Genomic DNA, 15,437 nt, shown 5'->3' with positions numbered 1-15,437 from the left:
AGCGTGGGACATGAGGGCCTCCGGTCGGGTGAAGCGGTTCCTAGACAGCTCCACTTCACAACCGGAGGCCTTCGTCTGTCAGACAGGCTCACCGATGCCGGGCGGTACAACCTCCCTGGACATCACACCTAGCCAGCCCGGCCCGCTGTCTGGGGCAGCTTGCGCAGCGTGGGCTTGTCGATCTTGCCGACCGGGTTCTTCGGGATCTCGTCCAGGACCAGGACCTCGACGGGCAGCTTGAACTTCCCGAGCTTGCCGGCCAGCTCCGCCAGCAGGCTCTCCGGGGTGGTCGTGGCGCCCTCGTTGAACGCGACGTACGCCAGCGGCACCTCGCCGAGGACGTCGTGCGGCCGGGCGACCACCGCGGTCTCGAAGACGTCGGGGTTCTCGTAGATCGCCGCCTCGATCTCCTTGGGGTAGATGTTCTCCCCGCCGCGGATGATCATGTCCTTCACCCGGTCGACCAGCACGAGGTAGCCGTCCTCGTCGAACCGGCCGACGTCACCGGTGTGCAGCCAGCCGTCGACGAGCACCTTCGCGGTGTCCTCGGGCCGGTTGAGGTAGCCCTGCATCACGACCGGGCCCTTGATCAGCACCTCGCCCGCCTCGCCCGGTGCCGCCTCGGCGCCGTTCTCGGCCGCGATCTTGATCTGCTGGCCGGGCAGCACCGTGCCGACGGTCCCCGGCTTCCGCAGGCCCTCGACCGGGTTGATCGAGGAGGCGGTGGTGGTCTCGGAGAGGCCGTAGCCCTCGACGAGCGGTACGCCGTACCGCTGCTCGAACTTCGCGATCAGCTCGGCGGGCATCGGCGCCGCGCCACAGACGACCAGACGCAGCGAGCTGGTGTCGGGCTTCACCTCCGCTGGGAGCGCGGTGAGCATGGCGTAGATCGCCGGCACCGCGGAGAAGTACGTCGGCCGGTGCTTCTCCACCGCGGCGAAGAAGGTGTCGGCCTTGAAGCGCCCCACGATGGTCGCCTGGCCGCCGGCGCGCAGCGGGGTGAGCGTGCCGAGCACGACGCCGTTGGCGTGGAAGAGCGGCAGCACCAGCAGGCTGTGGTCGTCGGCGGTGAAGGAGAAGTGCTCGATGAACGACTCCGTCATCGCGTCGATGTTGCCGTGGCTGGTCATCACCCCCTTGGGCTTGCCCGTCGTACCGGCGGTGTAGATCAGCAGCGCCAGGTCGGTGGGCGCGACGTCGACGGCGGGCGGCGGGTCGGCCGGTGCCGGGCCGCCGATGCCGAGGTCGTCGACGCCGACCCCGGCGATGCCCTCGACCGGGGAGCCGCCGTCGGCGGTGACGAGCACCGTGGCGCCGGCGTCGGTGGCCTGGTGGGCGACCTCGGCGTCGGTGAGCACCGGGTTGATCGGCGTCACGGCCGCGCCCAGCCGCCATGACGCGAGCAGGGCGATGATCAGCGCGGCCCGGTTGGGCAGCAGCAGGCCGACGACGTCCCCACGGCCGACGCCCTGGTCGCGGAGCCGGGCGGCCGCCGCGGTGACGGCGGCGTCGAGGCCGGCGTTGTCGAGCTCGAGCTCGTCGTCACGCAGGGCCGGCGCGTGCGGCGCCTCGGCGGCGCGGGTGGCGGGAAGAGAGGCAACAATCACGGTGACACCTTCGAATCTGTTGTGGGATGGGCGATCGGCGCTCAGAACATGTAGCCGCCGCTGCACACGACGGTCTGCGCGCTGATGTAGTCCGACTCGGGCAGGCAGAGCAGGTAGACGGCACCGGCCGCCTCGGCAGGCGTCCCGGCGCGGCCGAGCGGGATGCCGGCCTCCAGCGAGGCGAGCACGTCGGGGTTCACACCGACCTTGATCTCCTTCTCCCCGACCGCGATCGATCCGGCACCGGCGGCCGCCTCGGTCAGCCGGGTCCGGATCAGGCCGAAGGCGACGGCGTTCACGTTGACCTTGTAGCGCCCCCACTCCTTGGCCAGGACCCGTGTGAGACCGGTGATCCCGGCCTTGGCGGCGCCGTACCCGGCCTGGCCGGCGTTGCCGCCGACGCCGGCGAGGGAGGAGACGTTGACGACCTTGCGGAAGACCTCGCGGCCCTCGGCCGCCTCCTGCCGGACCGCGTCCCGGAGGTACGGCGCCGCGGCCCGCAGCACCCGGAAGGGGGCCGTCATGTGCACGTCGAGCATCGCGTACCACTGCTCGTCGGTCGTCTTCTGGATGACGTTGTCCCAGGTGTAGCCGGCGTTGTTGACGACGATGTCGATCCCGCCGAAGGCGTCGACGGCCGTCGTCACGAAACGCTCGCCGAAGTCCTCGTCGGTGACGCTGCCGACGCAGGCGACCGCGTCGGCGCCCGCCGCCCTGAGGCCGGCGACGGTCTCGTCGGCGAGCTGGTCGTCGAGGTCGTTGACCACGACGCGGGCACCGTCCGCGGCGAGCCGCAGCGCGATCTCGCGCCCGATGCCGCGCCCGGACCCGGAGACCAGCGCGACCTTCCCCTCGAGCCTGCTCATGACGTCCCTGCTTCCGTGGTGGTGGGGGCCAGGAAGGTGCCGACCAGGTCGGCGGTCTCCCGGGCCGAGGCGATGATGAAGAGATGGCCGTCGTCCAGCACGTGCAGCCGGGCGTCGGGCAGCAGCGCGGCGATCAACCGCAGGTTGGCGGGCCGCACCACGCGGTCGTCGCGGCCGGCGAGGACGAGGGTGGGCTGACGGACCAGCGGCAGCCAGGGCGCGCTCGTCCAGCCCCACAGCGCCATCTGCTGCAGCAGGTAGCCACGCCGGCTGGTCCCGCCGAAGCCCTCCAGCACGCCGGGCTCGACCGCCTTGCCGCCGTAGATCCTCCCCGCGACCTGGTGCAGGTACGCCGGGTCGTTGTGCCGTCGCGGGGTCAGGAACGCCTTCAGCACCGACCAGCGCGGCGGCAGCATCACCATCCCCGCGGTGGTCGCGGCGAGGACCAGGCGTCGGCAGCGGTGCGGGTTCTGCAGGGCGAACTGCTGCGCGGCGGCGCCGCCCCAGGACACCCCGAGCACGTCGACCCGGTCGACCTCCAGCTCGTCGAGGACGCGGCCCACGACCACGCCGAGCATCCACAGCCGGTACGGCACCGGGGGCGCCTCCGACTCCCCCGCCCCCGGTACGTCGAAGGCGATCACCGTCGTGCCGCTCATCTCGTCGGCGAAGGGCGCCAGCATCTCCAGCCCGGCGCCGATCCCGTTGAAGACCAGCAGCGGGGGCTGAGGGCGCTCGCCCCGCCACACCGCGACCCGGATGCTGAGGCCGAGCACGTCGACGACCCGGATCTCGACGTCGCGGGCTCCCAGCCGTCGTACCGGTCCGGTCATGGGTGCCGCGCTCATGCCCGCTCGTGCACGTAGGTGCCCGGCGCGTCGCCCAGGGGCGGGTGGTCGGCGTCGCCGGGCTCGGACGGGCTCCCGACCTCCGGGCCGGAGCGCTCGGTGACCCACGCGACGTAGTGCGGCCACCAGCTGCCCTGGTGGGCCTCGGACGCGGCGAGCCACTCCTCGGGGGTGCCGGTCGGTGCCGGCCCGGTCGAGTAGCTGGCCTTGGGGCTGTCGAGCGGGCTGACGATGGTCTGGATGTGGCCGCTGTTGCCGAGCACGAACTCGGTCGAGGGCCCCAGCAGCTGGGCGCTGCGGTGGACGCCCTGCCAGATGCAGAGGTGGTCGTTCCTCGCGCCGAGGACGAAGCTGTCGAAGCCCAGCGCACCGATGTCGGCGATCGGCTCGCCACGGACCGTCATCGCGCCCGGGGTGACGAAGGGGTTGTCCTCGACGAAGGCGCTGAAGTCGCGGTTGAAGCCGGCGGTCATGCCGGTGCCGTCGGCGTTCCAGTAGAGGACGTCGAAGGCGGGTGGCTTCTTGCCGAGCAGGTAGCCGTTGACCCAGGCGCTCCAGATCATCTCGTTGGAGCGCAGCATCGCGAACAGGAGCGTGAAGTCGCGGGCGCTCATCCGCCGGCCCGCGGCCGCCTTGCCGAGCGCCTCGGGCACGGCGGGCTCGTCCTTGTCGATGAACGCGCCGATGCCCGGGGCGTGCGACATCGCCTCGGTGTCCAGCGGCGAGACGACCAGCAGCAACGAGCTGATCCGGTCGGCGCCGCGCGCCGCGTCGTACGCCGCCAGGGAGACCACGACCGGCCCGGCACCGCAGACCGCCCACAGGTTCACCTTGTCGGCCCCGGTGATGGCCCGTGCCGCGTCGATGCCGGTGTCGACCGCGTCCTGGTACTGCGCCATCCCCCAGCGGTCGTGCCGCTTCTGCGGGTTGCGCCAGACCAGGACGAGGACGGTGAGGCCCTGCTGGACCATGTGCTCGACGACGCTGCGGCCCGGGGCGAGGTCGAAGACGTAGTACTTGTTGACGATCGAGGGCACCAGGAGCACCGGCCGGGCGCGCACCGTCGGCGTCTGTGCGGCGTACTGGATCAGCTCGAACATCTCGGTGCGCAGCACCACCGCCCCCGGCGTGACGGCCAGGTTGCCGCCGACCTCGAACTCGCTCTCGTCGACCGTCGAGGGCAGTGGCCGCCGGTGCCAGGCGTCGCCGAGCAGGTTGCGGCCGCCGCGGAGCAGGCTCAGCCCGCGGGTGTCGAGGGCGGTGCGGATCGCCTGGGGGTTGCCGAGCAGGAAGTTGGTCGGCGCGACGGCGTTGCCGACCTGGTCCAGCAGGAACCGCCGGCGCTCCTGCTCGCGCTCGCTGCCGCCCGAGCGCAGGGCGTACTCGTGCAGCGAGCCCTGGAGCGAGAGGTAGCCCAGCAGCAGCCGGCGGTAGAAGGGGTTGTCCTGCCAGGCCGGGTCCGCGAAGCGGCGGTCGCCGTGCGCGGGGGTCCGGTCCGACGTGCCGGCGAGGACGGCGGGGAGCTCGGCGAGGAAGCCCGCCGTCGTCGCGGCGGCCACCCCCGGCCGGCGGATCCCCTGCGCGAGCAGCGACCTCGCCGTGCCGAAGAGGTCCGAGGGCCGGAAGTCGCCCATCACCTGCTGGCCGAGCACGTTGTCGACCGTGCTCTCGGCGCTGGCTCCCACCTGGGTCGTCATGCGTCCTCCCTCACCCGGTCCGTGCTCAGGTCGGGACGCTACCTGTCTTTGGACAGTTGTCAAGGATTTTCTTGACGACTGTCCAGATTCGGCGAATCCGCGATCGATGGCAACCGATGCACCCCCCGACTGCGTCTGACCGGGCATGTGGTCCCGATCGAGCGAGCACGACGGCCCGTCCTCGGACTCCCCCGGGCGGCCGCCGCGGGACCGGCGCGCCCTGACCCTGCTCCTGATCGCCACCTGCCTGGCCGTCGTCGCCGTCGCGCTCAGCCCCACGCTCGGCCGGGCCGTGCCGTCAGGTCGCTACCGCCCGACGCTGCCGCCGGACACGATCGCGCTCGGCTGCTACCCGCTGCCGGCCGGGCTGACCCTCGACTTCCCCTACCAGGTGCGCTCCGACGGCGACCTGCACGGGCAGCGGGTGCTCGTGCTGCAGTGGGACGAGCTCGACGCGGCCGAGGTACGACGCCTGCTCGACGCCGCGCTCGCCCGCGCCGGGCTGCCGCGCCGGACCGCAGCCGTCACGTCGTACCCGGATGCCGGACCGGGGACGATCGTGCGCGGCACCGTGGTGCTCCGGCTGCCGGTGGTGCGGCTGGCCAGCGACGACCCGGCCTGCCGCGACCCCGCGACGAGCAAGAGGTTCCCGGCCGACTGGGCTCCGTCGACGGAGTACGGATGACGGCAGCCGTGGTCCGCGCGCTGCGCAGGGATCCCCTGCTGAGCGCGCTCGTCGTGCTCGCCCTCCTCGCCAAGGTCGCGTTGTTCGCGCGCGTCGCGGACCTGCCGCTGCGTGGCGACGAGGTCGCCTACCGCGACGCCGGGTGCGCGCTCGCCAACCTCGTGCGCGACCTGGCCGCCCTGCACGGGCCGGACGGCGCCGAGCTGTCCCGCAACGTGGTGGGCAGCGGCTGGTTCATGCCCGGCATGGGCCTGGTCCTCGCCCCGCTCTACCTGGTCGCGCCACACGCCGACGACACCACGGCGCGGGCCTGGCTGGGCCTCGTCTCCGGGGTCGTCTTCGTGCTCGCGGTGCTCGCCGCGCGTCGTTCCCTGGGCCGGCCGTTCGCTATCGCGCTGAGCCTCTTCCCCGCGCTCGTGCCCGTCTGGGTGCTGCTCTCCCTGACGGCGTACGGCGACCTGCTGGCCGGCCTGGTGCTGGTCCTCCTGGTGTGCCGGCTCGTCGACGCGGTCCGGGCCAGCCGGCAGGGCACCCCGCCCACGCTGCGCGAGGGCGCCCGGCTCGGGCTGCTCGCGATCACCGTCGTCTACCTGCGCTCCAGCGCCGTGCTGGCCGTCGTGGCGATCGCGGTCACCGCTGTCGCCGTCCTGCTCCCCGCGCTGCACCGGCGCGCGCACTGGCCCGCCGTACGACGGGCCGGCCCGGCGCTGGTCGCGGCGGCCGCCGTGTTCGCCGGCGTGCTGCTGCCGTGGTCGGTCGCGGCCTCCGTCGTGCTCGAGAGCCGGGTCGTCACGACCACGTCGGTGCCCACCGCCCTGGCGAACACCTTCGGGGACCGCGGCCAGGTCTGCTACGGCCCCTGCGACCCGGGCAGCACCGTGTGGTTCGCGCCGGTCCGCTACGCCCGGGAGGTCTCCCGGGCCACCGGCGAGGGCGAGGTGGCGGTGCTCGACCAGATGTCCGGCCACGCCCGGGAGGACGTGACCCCGCACGGCTACGCCCGCGACGTGGTGGCCAACGTCGGCCGCTACCTGTCGGTCGACGGCTTCGGCTCGCTGCTCAAGCCGCCGGGCACGCCGCACGACCGGGGCTTCGCGCAGTGGGTCGCGCGCGACCTCAGCCGCGGGATCTTCCTGCCCGTCGCGGCCCTCGTGCTGGCCGCGCTGCTGGTCGTCAGCCGCCGCCGCTTCAGCGACCAGGTGGTCGCCGTCCTGGTCAAGGTGGGCCTGCTCGCGCTGCTCACCCAGCCCTTCGTGCACCTCGCCGGGTCGCGCTACTGGACCACCGCCGGCACGCTCGCCGGGCTGGCGCTCGTCGTGCTGGGCCGGGTCGTGGCCGGTGCCGTGCGTCCCGGTCCACCCGACGCGGGCGACGAGCCGTCCCGGTGGCTCACCGGCGTCCAGTGGGCCCTGTCCGGAGCCACCGTCGCGGCCGTGGCCACGGTGGCGGCGCTGGCCGCCTGACTACGTGCGCAGGCGGCGGTTGGCCCGGCCGCCGGCGCGCGCGACGACGTCCTCGCCGCGGCAGACCCGGACCACGAAGAGGTCCTCCTTCGGCATCCGTTCGGCCACCTCGGCCGTCGCGACCAGCTCGTCGCCGGCCCGCGCCGGGCTGAGGTAGTCGATGTGCACCGAGCTGACCACGCCGGAGTGCTCCGCGTCGTTGGCCGCCGCGGCGAGCGCGACGCCGGCCAGCGAGAACAGGAACGAGCCGTGCGCCGTCCCGTGCGGGTTGAGGTGGTCCTCGCCCACCCGGACCCGGGCGGTGGCCCGGCCGCCGCCGTGGCCGGTGACGTCGACGCCGAGCAGGGCGGCGTAGGCGTCGGCGCGCGGGGCGCTCATCGCGGGTCCACGAAGATGTCGAGCTCCAGGTCGTCCCCGCCGCCGTACGACGACAGGTCGGTCACGCCCGCCTGCCGCAGCACGTCCACGTCGAGCAGCGCCTCGCCGGTCTGCTCGCGCGAGGGCCGGGTGAGGATCTCGATCGCCGCGTCGGCGACGATCTCGGGGGTGCGCGCCCGGGCGACCGCCTCGTCGCCGCCGAGCAGGTTCTGCACCGCGGCGGTCGCGATGAGCGTCTCGGGCCACAGGCAGTTGGCGGCGACGCCGTCCTCGGCGTACTCCGCGGCCCAGCCCAGGGTGAGCAGGGACATGCCGTACTTCGCGAGGGTGTACGCCGGGTGCTTGCCCAACCACTCCGGGGAGAGGTTGAGCGGCGGGCTGAGCGAGAGGATGTGCGGGTTCGTGCCCTCCCGCAGGTGCGGCAGGCAGGCCCGGGTCAGCAGGTAGGTGCCGCGCAGCTGGATCTGGGTCATCAGGTCGAAGCGCTTGACGGGCAGCTCGGCAGTGGGGGCGAGCGCGATCGCGGAGGCGTTGTTGACGCAGATGTCGATGCCCCCGAAGCGCTCGACGGCCTGCGCGACCGCGCCGTCGACCGACGCCTCGTCGCGGACGTCGCCGACGACGGCCAGCGCCTGTCCGCCCGCGGCCTCGATCTCGGCCGCTGCCGTGTGGACCGTGCCGGGCAGCCGGGGGTCGGGCGTGTCGGTCTTGGCGAGGAGGACGACGTTCGCGCCCTCCCGGGCGGCCGCGAGGCCGATGGCCAGGCCGATCCCCCGGCTGCCGCCGGACATCATGAGCGTGCGCCCGACGAGGCGGGCGGTGGGCGTGGTCGTCATGGCGTCACTATTACGGAACGTCGACGGCCGAGCCAAGAGTGTTAGACATAGGTCACAACAGTTTCCCGCCAGCCGTCCGCGACGCGTAACATCACGCACGCCATGCCGACGCTCAAGCCCGTCACCACCCGCTCCGCCCTGCTCACCCTGATGCTGGCCGCGGAGGTGCCGAGCCTGACCACCCGCGAGATGGTCGCCGCGGCCTCGGTGGTCGGCTTCGCCGAGCCCGCCGTGCGGGTCGCACTCTCCCGGATGAGCGCCGGCGGCGACGTGGTCCGCGACGAGGACGGGCGCTACCGGCTCGCCGACCGGCTGCTCGAGCGCCAGCGCCGGCAGGAGCAGGCGACCCACCCGCGGCGCAGGGCGTGGGACGGGGACTGGGAGCTCGTCGCGGTCACCACCGCCGGGCGCACCGCCGCCGAGCGCGCCGACCTGCGCGCCACCCTCACCGGGCTGCGCCTCGCCGAGCTGCGCGAGGGCGTGTGGACCCGGCCGGCCAACCTCGACCTCACCTGGCCCGCCGCGGTCGACGAGGTGTGCGAGCGCTTCACCGCCACCCCGGAGACCCGGCCCGAGCAGCTCGCCGCCCGGCTGTGGGACCTCGACGCCTGGGCACGTACGGCGCGCGACCTGCTCGCCGCGACGCACACCGACGACCCCGTGCTGCGGTTCACCGCGTGCGCGACCTCGGGCCGCCACCTGCTCACCGACCCCGTGCTCCCCGCCGCGCTGCTGCCCGACGACTGGCCCGGCGAGGAGCTCCGTGCCGAGCACGTGGCCTACAAGGCGTGGATCAACGAGGTGCGCCGCGCGCACGGCGCGAAATGAGAAGAACCGGCAGGTCGGGGTCGACCTGCCGGTTCTTCTCTGCGCTGGTGGAGCTGAGGGGATTCGAACCCCTGACCTTCTCATTGCGAACGAGACGCGCTACCAACTGCGCCACAGCCCCAAGCGAGGGGAAACGTTAGCACCCGCGTCCGAGCCGCACCCAATCCGGGTGCGCCCGCTCATTCCGCGTCGTCGAGGGTCTCGGGGCGCTCGCCGTAGCCCGTCGTGGGCGGCTCGGCGTCCTCGTCGGGCTCGTCGAAGACGGTAGACTCACCGCGGGCGGACTCCGCGCTGGAGGTCGCCCCGTCGGCGGCGGCACGGGGGTCCGCACGCTGGGTGTCGGGGCTGACGGCGCTCGCGGAGTCGCCGTACTTCTTCTCCTGCTCGCGGGCCTGCTGGGCGGCCTGGCGGTCGGCTGCGCTCTCTTCGGTCATGACCGGGCGTTACCCGGCGCGGAGCGCGTCAGTCAGGAGCCGGAGGCGCGGCGCTCGACGTCGGCGTCCGCCTCGGTCTGGGCGCGCTGGGCGTCGGCCTCGCGGGCGAGCTGGGAGTCGGCCTCGTTGCGGCCCGAGCTCCAGACCCCGGTGGAGTCGAGGTCGATGGTGCGCACGGTGCGGCCGGCGGGCGCCTTCGCGACGTACGTCGGCAGGGTGACCGGCACCGGCGTCCAGCCCTCGACGACCGGGCCGGCGACGGGCTCCTCGTCGATCACCTCGGCCACCACGACCGGGATCTCGTCGGTGTCGTCGCTGAGGGCCAGGGGCTCCTCGGCGACGTCCTCGGCCTCGATCACCTCGTCGGCGAGGGTACGACGGCGCTTGCGCACCGCCGCGACGCGCGCGGCCCGCTCACGGCGGACCATCAGCCGGCACGCGACCAGCCAGGCCACCAGCAGGGTCGCGGGCACGGCCACCAGGGCGACCGGGGCGATCTTGCCGACGGCGAGGGCGACGAGCACGACGTTCGCGAGCAGCAGGACGCTCAGCACGCGGCGGCGGCGCTGGGCCGCGCTGGTGGTCCGCGCCGGACGCGGGGCACGCGGCGCAGGGGTGGGCGCCGCGGGCTCCTCGTCGGCCACGGCTGGCATCTCGCCGGACACCAGCACGGACTCCGACGCCGAGACGGCGTCGCGCCGCGCCAGCACCCGGAGCCGGTCGGAGAAGCCCTCGACCGAGCGGCTGTCGGTCTCCTCCTCGTGGCTGCGCAGCGCCTTGGGAACGAGGTAGACCGCCCACGCCACGAAGAGTGCGACGAAGATCAGGCTGCTCAGGTCCACACCGAGAGGTTAGGAGCGCTAGCGCACGGTGGGGCGCATGTCCATCGGTGTGTCACAGATTGATTGCTGTGACGCATGTGATCTCAGGTCGACGGGTCGAGCCGGGCCAGCATCCCGCGGGGTGCCTCCTCGCGGGTCACCGCGAAGATCCGGTGGTCGCGCCACTCCCCGTCGATGTGCAGGAACAGCGGCGCGTAGCCGACCTCGCGCAGCTCCAGCTTCTCCACCACCCGCAGCGAGTTGGTGTTCTCCGGACGGATGCAGATCTCGATGCGGTGCAGGCCGGCGACGAAGAAGCAGTGGTCGATGACCATCGCGACGGCACGCGGGATCACCCCGCGCCCCGCGAACTCCTGGTCGATCCAGTAGCCCACCGAGGCGAACTGCGCCGAGCCGCGGACGATGTTGTTGACGCTCACCTGACCGGCGAAGCGACCGTCCACCTCCACCACGAAGGGGTACGTCGTCCCCTGCCGGGCCGCCCGGCGCAGCCGCGTGACGAGGGCCCGGAAGGACGCCGGACGGGCGTCGGCACCGGGCGGCGCGGTGGCGTCCCAGCGGGCCAGCCAGAGCGCGTTGCGGCGCCGGGCCGAGCGCCACGCGCGGGCGTCACGCCGGCTGATCGGGCGCAGCCGCACCACCGGGTCGGTGCCGGAGGTGAGGTGGTTGGGCCAGGCCCGGCCGGGGACGCCGACGAGCATCCGCTCCCGCGCCGGCGGGGTGGTGCCGCTCAATGGTCGCTCCCGACGACCTGCTCCACCGCGTGCCCGAGGACCGGCTCGAGGACGCCGAGCGCGTCCTTCACCCCGCCGCGCGAGCCCGGCAGGTTGACGACCAGCGCCCGGCCGGCCACCCCGGCGAGGCCGCGCGAGAGCACGGCGGTGGGGACGCCCTGGGCCACACCGGCGGCCCGGATCGCCTCGGCGATGCCGGGGACCTCGCGGTCCAGCAGCGGCCGGGTCACCTCGGGCGTGCGGTCGGTCGGGGTGAGCCCGGTGCCGCCGGTGGTGAGCACGACCCGGGCACCGCCGTCGACGGCCGCCGCGATCGCGAGACCGACCGGCTCGCCGTCCGGACACACGACGGGGTCGCCGACGGCGAAGCCCCACGCGCGCAGGGCCTCGACGATGAGCGGGCCGGTCGTGTCGTCGTAGACCCCGGCGGCGGCGCGGTTCGACGCGACCACGACGGTGGCGGGCAGGCCCGTCATCGCTGCCAGTCCCCGGACTTGCCGCCGGACTTGGCCTCGACCCGGACGTCGGTGATCACGGCCGCCTTGTCGACGGCCTTGACCATGTCGACGACCGTGAGCGCGGCGACGGACACGGCGGTGAGCGCCTCCATCTCGACACCGGTGCGGTCGGTGGTCTTGACGGTCGCGGCGATCTCGACGGCGTCGTCGGCGACCGCGAGGTCGACCGTCACGCCGGAGACGGCCAGCGGGTGGCACAGCGGGATCAGCGCCGGGGTCTGCTTGGCGCCCATGATCCCCGCGATCCGCGCGACCGCGAGCGCGTCGCCCTTGGGCACGCCCTCGCCGCGCAGCAGCGCGACCACCTCCGCCGAGACGAGCACGCGTCCCGACGCCCGGGCGACCCGGGCGGTGACGTCCTTCGCCGAGACGTCGACCATCCGCGCGGCGCCGCTCTCGTCGACGTGCGTCAGTCGATCAGCCATGTCCGTCCTCCTCCGGGTGCAGCGCGAGCACCTCGACCTCCTCGCCCTCGGGGACCACCCTGTCCGATGCCGGTACGACGAGCAACGCGTCGGCTCGCGCCAGCAGCCCCTGGGCGTGCCCCACGTGCCCCGGCAGGGGCGCGATCCGGCCCCGCCCGTCGTACCGCCCGGGCAGCAGGACGGTCCGGTCCCCCGCTTGCACGGGCGCGGCGAGCACCGCCGTCCGGGTCCGCGGCGGCAGGCCGGCGAGCGCACGGACGGCGGGCAGGACGTAGAGCAGGAAGGAGGCGTACGCCGCGACCGGCGTGCCGGGCAGGGTGACCACGGGCACCCGTCGCCCCGCCACGTCGAGGGCGCCGCAGCCCTGGGGCCGGCCGGGCTTCATCGCGACCGGGCCGAACCAGAAGCCCGGCTCGGCGCGCAGCACCGCCTTGACCACGTCGTGGTCGCCCGCGGAGACGCCACCGGTGGTGACGACGAGGTCGGACGCCGCCGCGGCGTCGTGCAGTGCGGCGCGGAAGGCGTCCGGGTCGTCGGCGACCGGGCCGAACCGGCGTACCGCCGCGCCGGCGGCCTCCCCCGCGGCCAGCAGCGTCGCGCTGTTGCTGTCGGGCACGTGCCCGGCGACCAGCTCGGCACCGGTCGAGAGCACGCCCAGCCGCGGGCGGGGGTGCACCGGCACGGTCGCCGCACCGACGGAGGTGAGCAGACCCAGGTGCACCGGGCCGAGCCGGGTGCCGGCGGACACCGCCACCGCGCCGGCGGCCACGTCCTCGCCGGTGCGCCGGACGTGCCGGCCGGAGGCCGCCGTGCGGAGCACCCGCACCGGGTCGGTGCCGCTCGTCCACTCGAAGGGCACCACCAGGTCCGCACCCGGGGGCAGCTCGGCGCCGGTCATGATCCGGATCGCGGAGCCGGGCTCCAGCCGCGGCACGGCGTCGCCGGCCGCGACCACGCCCGCCACCGGCAGCTCGACCGGGACGTCCGCGACGTCGGCGGCACGCACCGCGAAGCCGTCCATGGCCGCGTGGTCGAAGGGTGGTACGGCGAGGCGGCCCACCACGTCCGCCGCGAGCACCCGCCCGCGCGCCTCGGCGAGGGGCACCTCGACCGGCGCGAGGGCGGTGACCTCCGCGAGGACCCGGCGCCGGTGCTCGGCGACCGAGGGGTCAGTCATCCCCGGAGAGCACCTCGCCGGCCGGGACCCGCTGGGCGCCCTTGCCGTCGAGCGCGACGTCGCCCACGACCTGCACGCCGTGGCCGAACGTCCAGTCGCCGCCGACCTTCAGCGAGGTCGCCTTGGCGAGCGAGGGAGCGCCCTCGGGGAAGCGCTTGTCGAACTCACCGACGACCTTGTAGTGGTCGGTGTCCAGGTCGACGTACGGCACGTCGCTCGCGACCTGGGTGAGCGCGAAGTCCTCGCCGATCTCGTAGACGTCCGAGCGCAGCACCAGCAGGTCGTTGGTGGTCTTCACCGGGATGAACCGGTCGCGGCCGACCTCGATCAGCCGGGCCCCCTCGAAGACCTCGATCGCCGCTCCCATCGCGGTCTCCACCTGGATCACCTTCGGGCTGCTCGGGTCGGCGGGGTCGACGGTCTTCTCGTTGCGGATCAGCGGCAGCCCGAGCACGCCGTCGCGCTCGTCGAGCTTCGCCTTCATCGCGACCAGGTCGAACCACAGGTTGTTGGTCGAGCAGAACCTGTGCCGGCTCAGGTCCGCCAGCGCCTCGCGGTCCTCGGGCAGGGTCTGCGCGGTCTCGCGGAGCACGATCCGGCCGTCGGCCTTGCGCCGCGCGAAGTGACCGCCCTTCTTGTCCGAGGGGGTGCGCCGCACCGCCTCGATCGCGAAGGGCGCCCCCGAGGCCGCGAACCACCCGGCCACCCGCGGCGCCGGCACGGCACCCAGGTTGTCGGAGTTTGAGACGAACGCGTAGCGGTAGCCCTCCGCGATCAGCCGGTCGAGCAGGCCGGTGCCGCGCAGCGCGGTGTAGATGTCGCCGTGCCCGGGCGGACACCACTCCAGGTCAGGCTCCTTGGGCCACTCCACCGGCTTGAGGCTGTCGGCGAGGAGCTTGGGCTCCTTGTTCTGCAGGAACTCGATCGGCAGGTCACCCGCCGCCAGCTCGTCGTAGCGGCCCAGGGCGTGGAGCGTGTCGGCCGAGGTGCGGAAGGAGTTCATGAAGATCAGCGGCAGCCGGGCGTCGTACGCCGTGCGCAGGTGCAGCGCCTGCCGCGCGATGATGTCGAGGAAGTTCAGCCCGCGCCGCACGCACAGCAGCGACTTCGCGCGCTCCATGCCCATCGAGGTGCCGAGGCCGCCGTTCAGCTTGATCGCGACCGTCTTGCCGATCGCGTCCGCGGCCACGTCGTCGGGCACGTCGGCGTCGGCCAGGCTCTCGATGTCGACCGGGTCGATCGAGGCCTCCGGGATCATCCCGGTCTCGCCGTGCTCGAGGAGCCGGTAGTAGTGCGCGAACGTCTCGATCGCCACCGGGTCGACCCCGGCGTCGGCCATCTTGGCGCGCGCCATCTCCAGGCCGCTGCTCCGGCCACTCATACCCATGCTCCCGATCGTAGGCTTGTCAGGTGACCGGTCCGCAACCGCACCAAGGCGCGGGCGGCAAGCTCGCCGTCCGCGACCAGCTGCTGACGGCCCGCCGGCGCCGTCCGCTGGCCGAGGTCGGCGCGGCCGCGCGCGACCTGGCCGAGGTGGTCCTGGCGGTCCCGGAGGTGCGCCGCGCCGCCACCGTCGCCTGCTACGTCTCGGCCGGCACCGAGCCCGGCAGCACCCTGCTGCTCGACCGCCTGCGCGCCGCGGGCAAGCGGGTCATCGTGCCCGTCCTGCTCCCTGACGACGACCTCGACTGGGCGGCCTACGACGGCGACCTGGTCCCCGCCCGGCGTGGCCTGCTCGAGCCCGTCGGACCGGCGCTGGGGGTCGCGGCGGTCGCGACCGCCGACGCGGTGCTGGTGCCCGGGCTGGCCGCCGGCGCCGACGGCACCCGCCTGGGCCGCGGCGGCGGCTCCTACGACCGGGCGCTCGGCCGGGTGCCGGTCGGCACCTTCACCTGCGTCCTGCTCTACGACGACGAGCTGCTCCCCGTCGTACCGACCGAGCCGCACGACCGGCCGGTCACCGCCGCGGCGACCCCCACCGGGCTCACCCGCTTCCGTTGACTTGGGGTTTCCCACCGTCGAGTTGTGGGTTCCCACCGTTGAGTTGTGAGTTCCCACCGACGACGGGGTGACGCGCCCCCGCAGCTCGACGGTGGGAA

At 73.9% G+C, this 15,437-nt stretch carries 17 protein-coding genes and 1 tRNA gene; 4 read left to right on the top strand and 14 right to left on the bottom strand.

The window, feature by feature from the left end:
* Positions 1–128: 128 nt before the first annotated feature.
* Genes MRBLML1_RS21020 through MRBLML1_RS21005 form a run of 4 tightly spaced genes read right to left on the bottom strand, consistent with a single transcriptional unit; the run spans position 129 to position 5,018 of the window.
* Complete coding sequence (locus MRBLML1_RS21020) at positions 129–1,607, bottom strand: class I adenylate-forming enzyme family protein (protein WP_364519707.1); 1,479 nt, start codon at positions 1,605–1,607, stop codon at positions 129–131.
* 41 nt (positions 1,608–1,648) lie between these two features.
* Positions 1,649–2,473 (bottom strand): SDR family NAD(P)-dependent oxidoreductase, encoded by an 825-nt coding sequence (locus MRBLML1_RS21015; protein ID WP_364519705.1) that lies wholly within the window; start codon positions 2,471–2,473, stop codon positions 1,649–1,651.
* A complete protein-coding gene (locus tag MRBLML1_RS21010) occupies positions 2,470–3,321 on the bottom strand; it encodes an alpha/beta fold hydrolase (RefSeq protein ID WP_364519702.1) in 852 nt (283 codons plus the stop codon). Before MRBLML1_RS21010 ends, MRBLML1_RS21015 begins: the two co-directional genes overlap by 4 nt.
* Positions 3,318–5,018: a PHA/PHB synthase family protein gene (locus tag MRBLML1_RS21005; RefSeq protein ID WP_364519700.1), complete on the bottom strand. Its 1,701-nt coding sequence runs from the start codon at positions 5,016–5,018 to the stop codon at positions 3,318–3,320. The genes MRBLML1_RS21010 and MRBLML1_RS21005 overlap by 4 nt, the downstream gene beginning before the upstream one ends.
* Positions 5,019–5,163: 145 nt before the next feature.
* Between MRBLML1_RS21005 and MRBLML1_RS21000 the strand changes: the two genes are divergently transcribed.
* Both MRBLML1_RS21000 and MRBLML1_RS20995 read left to right on the top strand, forming a co-directional pair.
* A complete protein-coding gene (locus MRBLML1_RS21000) occupies positions 5,164–5,703 on the top strand; it encodes a hypothetical protein (protein WP_364519698.1) in 540 nt (179 codons plus the stop codon).
* Positions 5,700–7,166: a hypothetical protein gene (locus MRBLML1_RS20995; protein ID WP_364519696.1), complete on the top strand. Its 1,467-nt coding sequence runs from the start codon at positions 5,700–5,702 to the stop codon at positions 7,164–7,166. The genes MRBLML1_RS21000 and MRBLML1_RS20995 overlap by 4 nt, the downstream gene beginning before the upstream one ends.
* Here the strand turns inward: MRBLML1_RS20995 and MRBLML1_RS20990 are convergent, their stop codons facing one another.
* Positions 7,167–7,544: a hotdog fold thioesterase gene (locus tag MRBLML1_RS20990; RefSeq protein WP_364519694.1), complete on the bottom strand. Its 378-nt coding sequence runs from the start codon at positions 7,542–7,544 to the stop codon at positions 7,167–7,169.
* Positions 7,541–8,380 (bottom strand): SDR family oxidoreductase, encoded by an 840-nt coding sequence (locus MRBLML1_RS20985; protein WP_364519692.1) that lies wholly within the window; start codon positions 8,378–8,380, stop codon positions 7,541–7,543. Before MRBLML1_RS20985 ends, MRBLML1_RS20990 begins: the two co-directional genes overlap by 4 nt.
* A gap of 102 nt (positions 8,381–8,482) precedes the next feature.
* Here MRBLML1_RS20985 and MRBLML1_RS20980 point away from each other — a divergent pair, with 102 nt between their 5' ends.
* The gene (locus MRBLML1_RS20980; protein WP_364519690.1) at positions 8,483–9,208 is read left to right on the top strand and encodes a PaaX family transcriptional regulator C-terminal domain-containing protein; all 726 of its coding nucleotides are present in this window, start codon (positions 8,483–8,485) and stop codon (positions 9,206–9,208) included.
* Positions 9,209–9,253: 45 nt separating this feature from the next.
* Here the strand turns inward: MRBLML1_RS20980 and MRBLML1_RS20975 are convergent.
* The 8 genes from MRBLML1_RS20975 to MRBLML1_RS20940 form a co-directional block, all read right to left on the bottom strand.
* Positions 9,254–9,329, bottom strand: a tRNA-Ala gene (locus MRBLML1_RS20975).
* A 58-nt stretch (positions 9,330–9,387) separates the two neighbouring features.
* Positions 9,388–9,642, bottom strand: a complete 255-nt coding sequence (locus MRBLML1_RS20970) for a hypothetical protein (RefSeq protein WP_364519688.1) — start codon at positions 9,640–9,642, stop codon at positions 9,388–9,390.
* 32 nt (positions 9,643–9,674) lie between these two features.
* Positions 9,675–10,484, bottom strand: a complete 810-nt coding sequence (locus tag MRBLML1_RS20965) for a hypothetical protein (protein WP_364519686.1) — start codon at positions 10,482–10,484, stop codon at positions 9,675–9,677.
* Between the two features lie 83 nt (positions 10,485–10,567).
* Positions 10,568–11,218, bottom strand: coding sequence for a GNAT family N-acetyltransferase (locus MRBLML1_RS20960; RefSeq protein WP_364519684.1), 651 nt, complete (start codon positions 11,216–11,218; stop codon positions 10,568–10,570).
* Positions 11,215–11,694 carry a MogA/MoaB family molybdenum cofactor biosynthesis protein gene (locus MRBLML1_RS20955; protein ID WP_364519682.1) on the bottom strand — a complete coding sequence of 160 codons (480 nt, stop codon included), beginning with the start codon at positions 11,692–11,694 and terminating at the stop codon, positions 11,215–11,217. Before MRBLML1_RS20955 ends, MRBLML1_RS20960 begins: the two co-directional genes overlap by 4 nt.
* Positions 11,691–12,161 carry a cyclic pyranopterin monophosphate synthase MoaC gene (gene moaC / locus MRBLML1_RS20950; protein ID WP_364519680.1) on the bottom strand — a complete coding sequence of 157 codons (471 nt, stop codon included), beginning with the start codon at positions 12,159–12,161 and terminating at the stop codon, positions 11,691–11,693. The genes MRBLML1_RS20955 and moaC overlap by 4 nt, the downstream gene beginning before the upstream one ends.
* Positions 12,154–13,338 (bottom strand): gephyrin-like molybdotransferase Glp, encoded by a 1,185-nt coding sequence (glp, locus tag MRBLML1_RS20945; RefSeq protein WP_364519678.1) that lies wholly within the window; start codon positions 13,336–13,338, stop codon positions 12,154–12,156. Before glp ends, moaC begins: the two co-directional genes overlap by 8 nt.
* Positions 13,331–14,719, bottom strand: coding sequence for a UTP--glucose-1-phosphate uridylyltransferase (locus tag MRBLML1_RS20940; RefSeq protein WP_364519734.1), 1,389 nt, complete (start codon positions 14,717–14,719; stop codon positions 13,331–13,333). The genes glp and MRBLML1_RS20940 overlap by 8 nt, the downstream gene beginning before the upstream one ends.
* A gap of 29 nt (positions 14,720–14,748) precedes the next feature.
* On the opposite strand from MRBLML1_RS20940, the gene MRBLML1_RS20935 reads away from it, so the two are divergent.
* Positions 14,749–15,339 (top strand): 5-formyltetrahydrofolate cyclo-ligase, encoded by a 591-nt coding sequence (locus MRBLML1_RS20935; RefSeq protein ID WP_364519676.1) that lies wholly within the window; start codon positions 14,749–14,751, stop codon positions 15,337–15,339.
* The last annotated feature ends 98 nt before the right edge of the window (positions 15,340–15,437 follow it).

This window comes from Nocardioides sp. LML1-1-1.1 (assembly GCF_040676175.1).
GTDB lineage: Bacteria > Actinomycetota > Actinomycetes > Propionibacteriales > Nocardioidaceae > Nocardioides.
The sequence above is the reverse complement of the archived record's forward strand: the minus strand, read 5'-3'. Positions and strand labels throughout refer to the sequence as shown.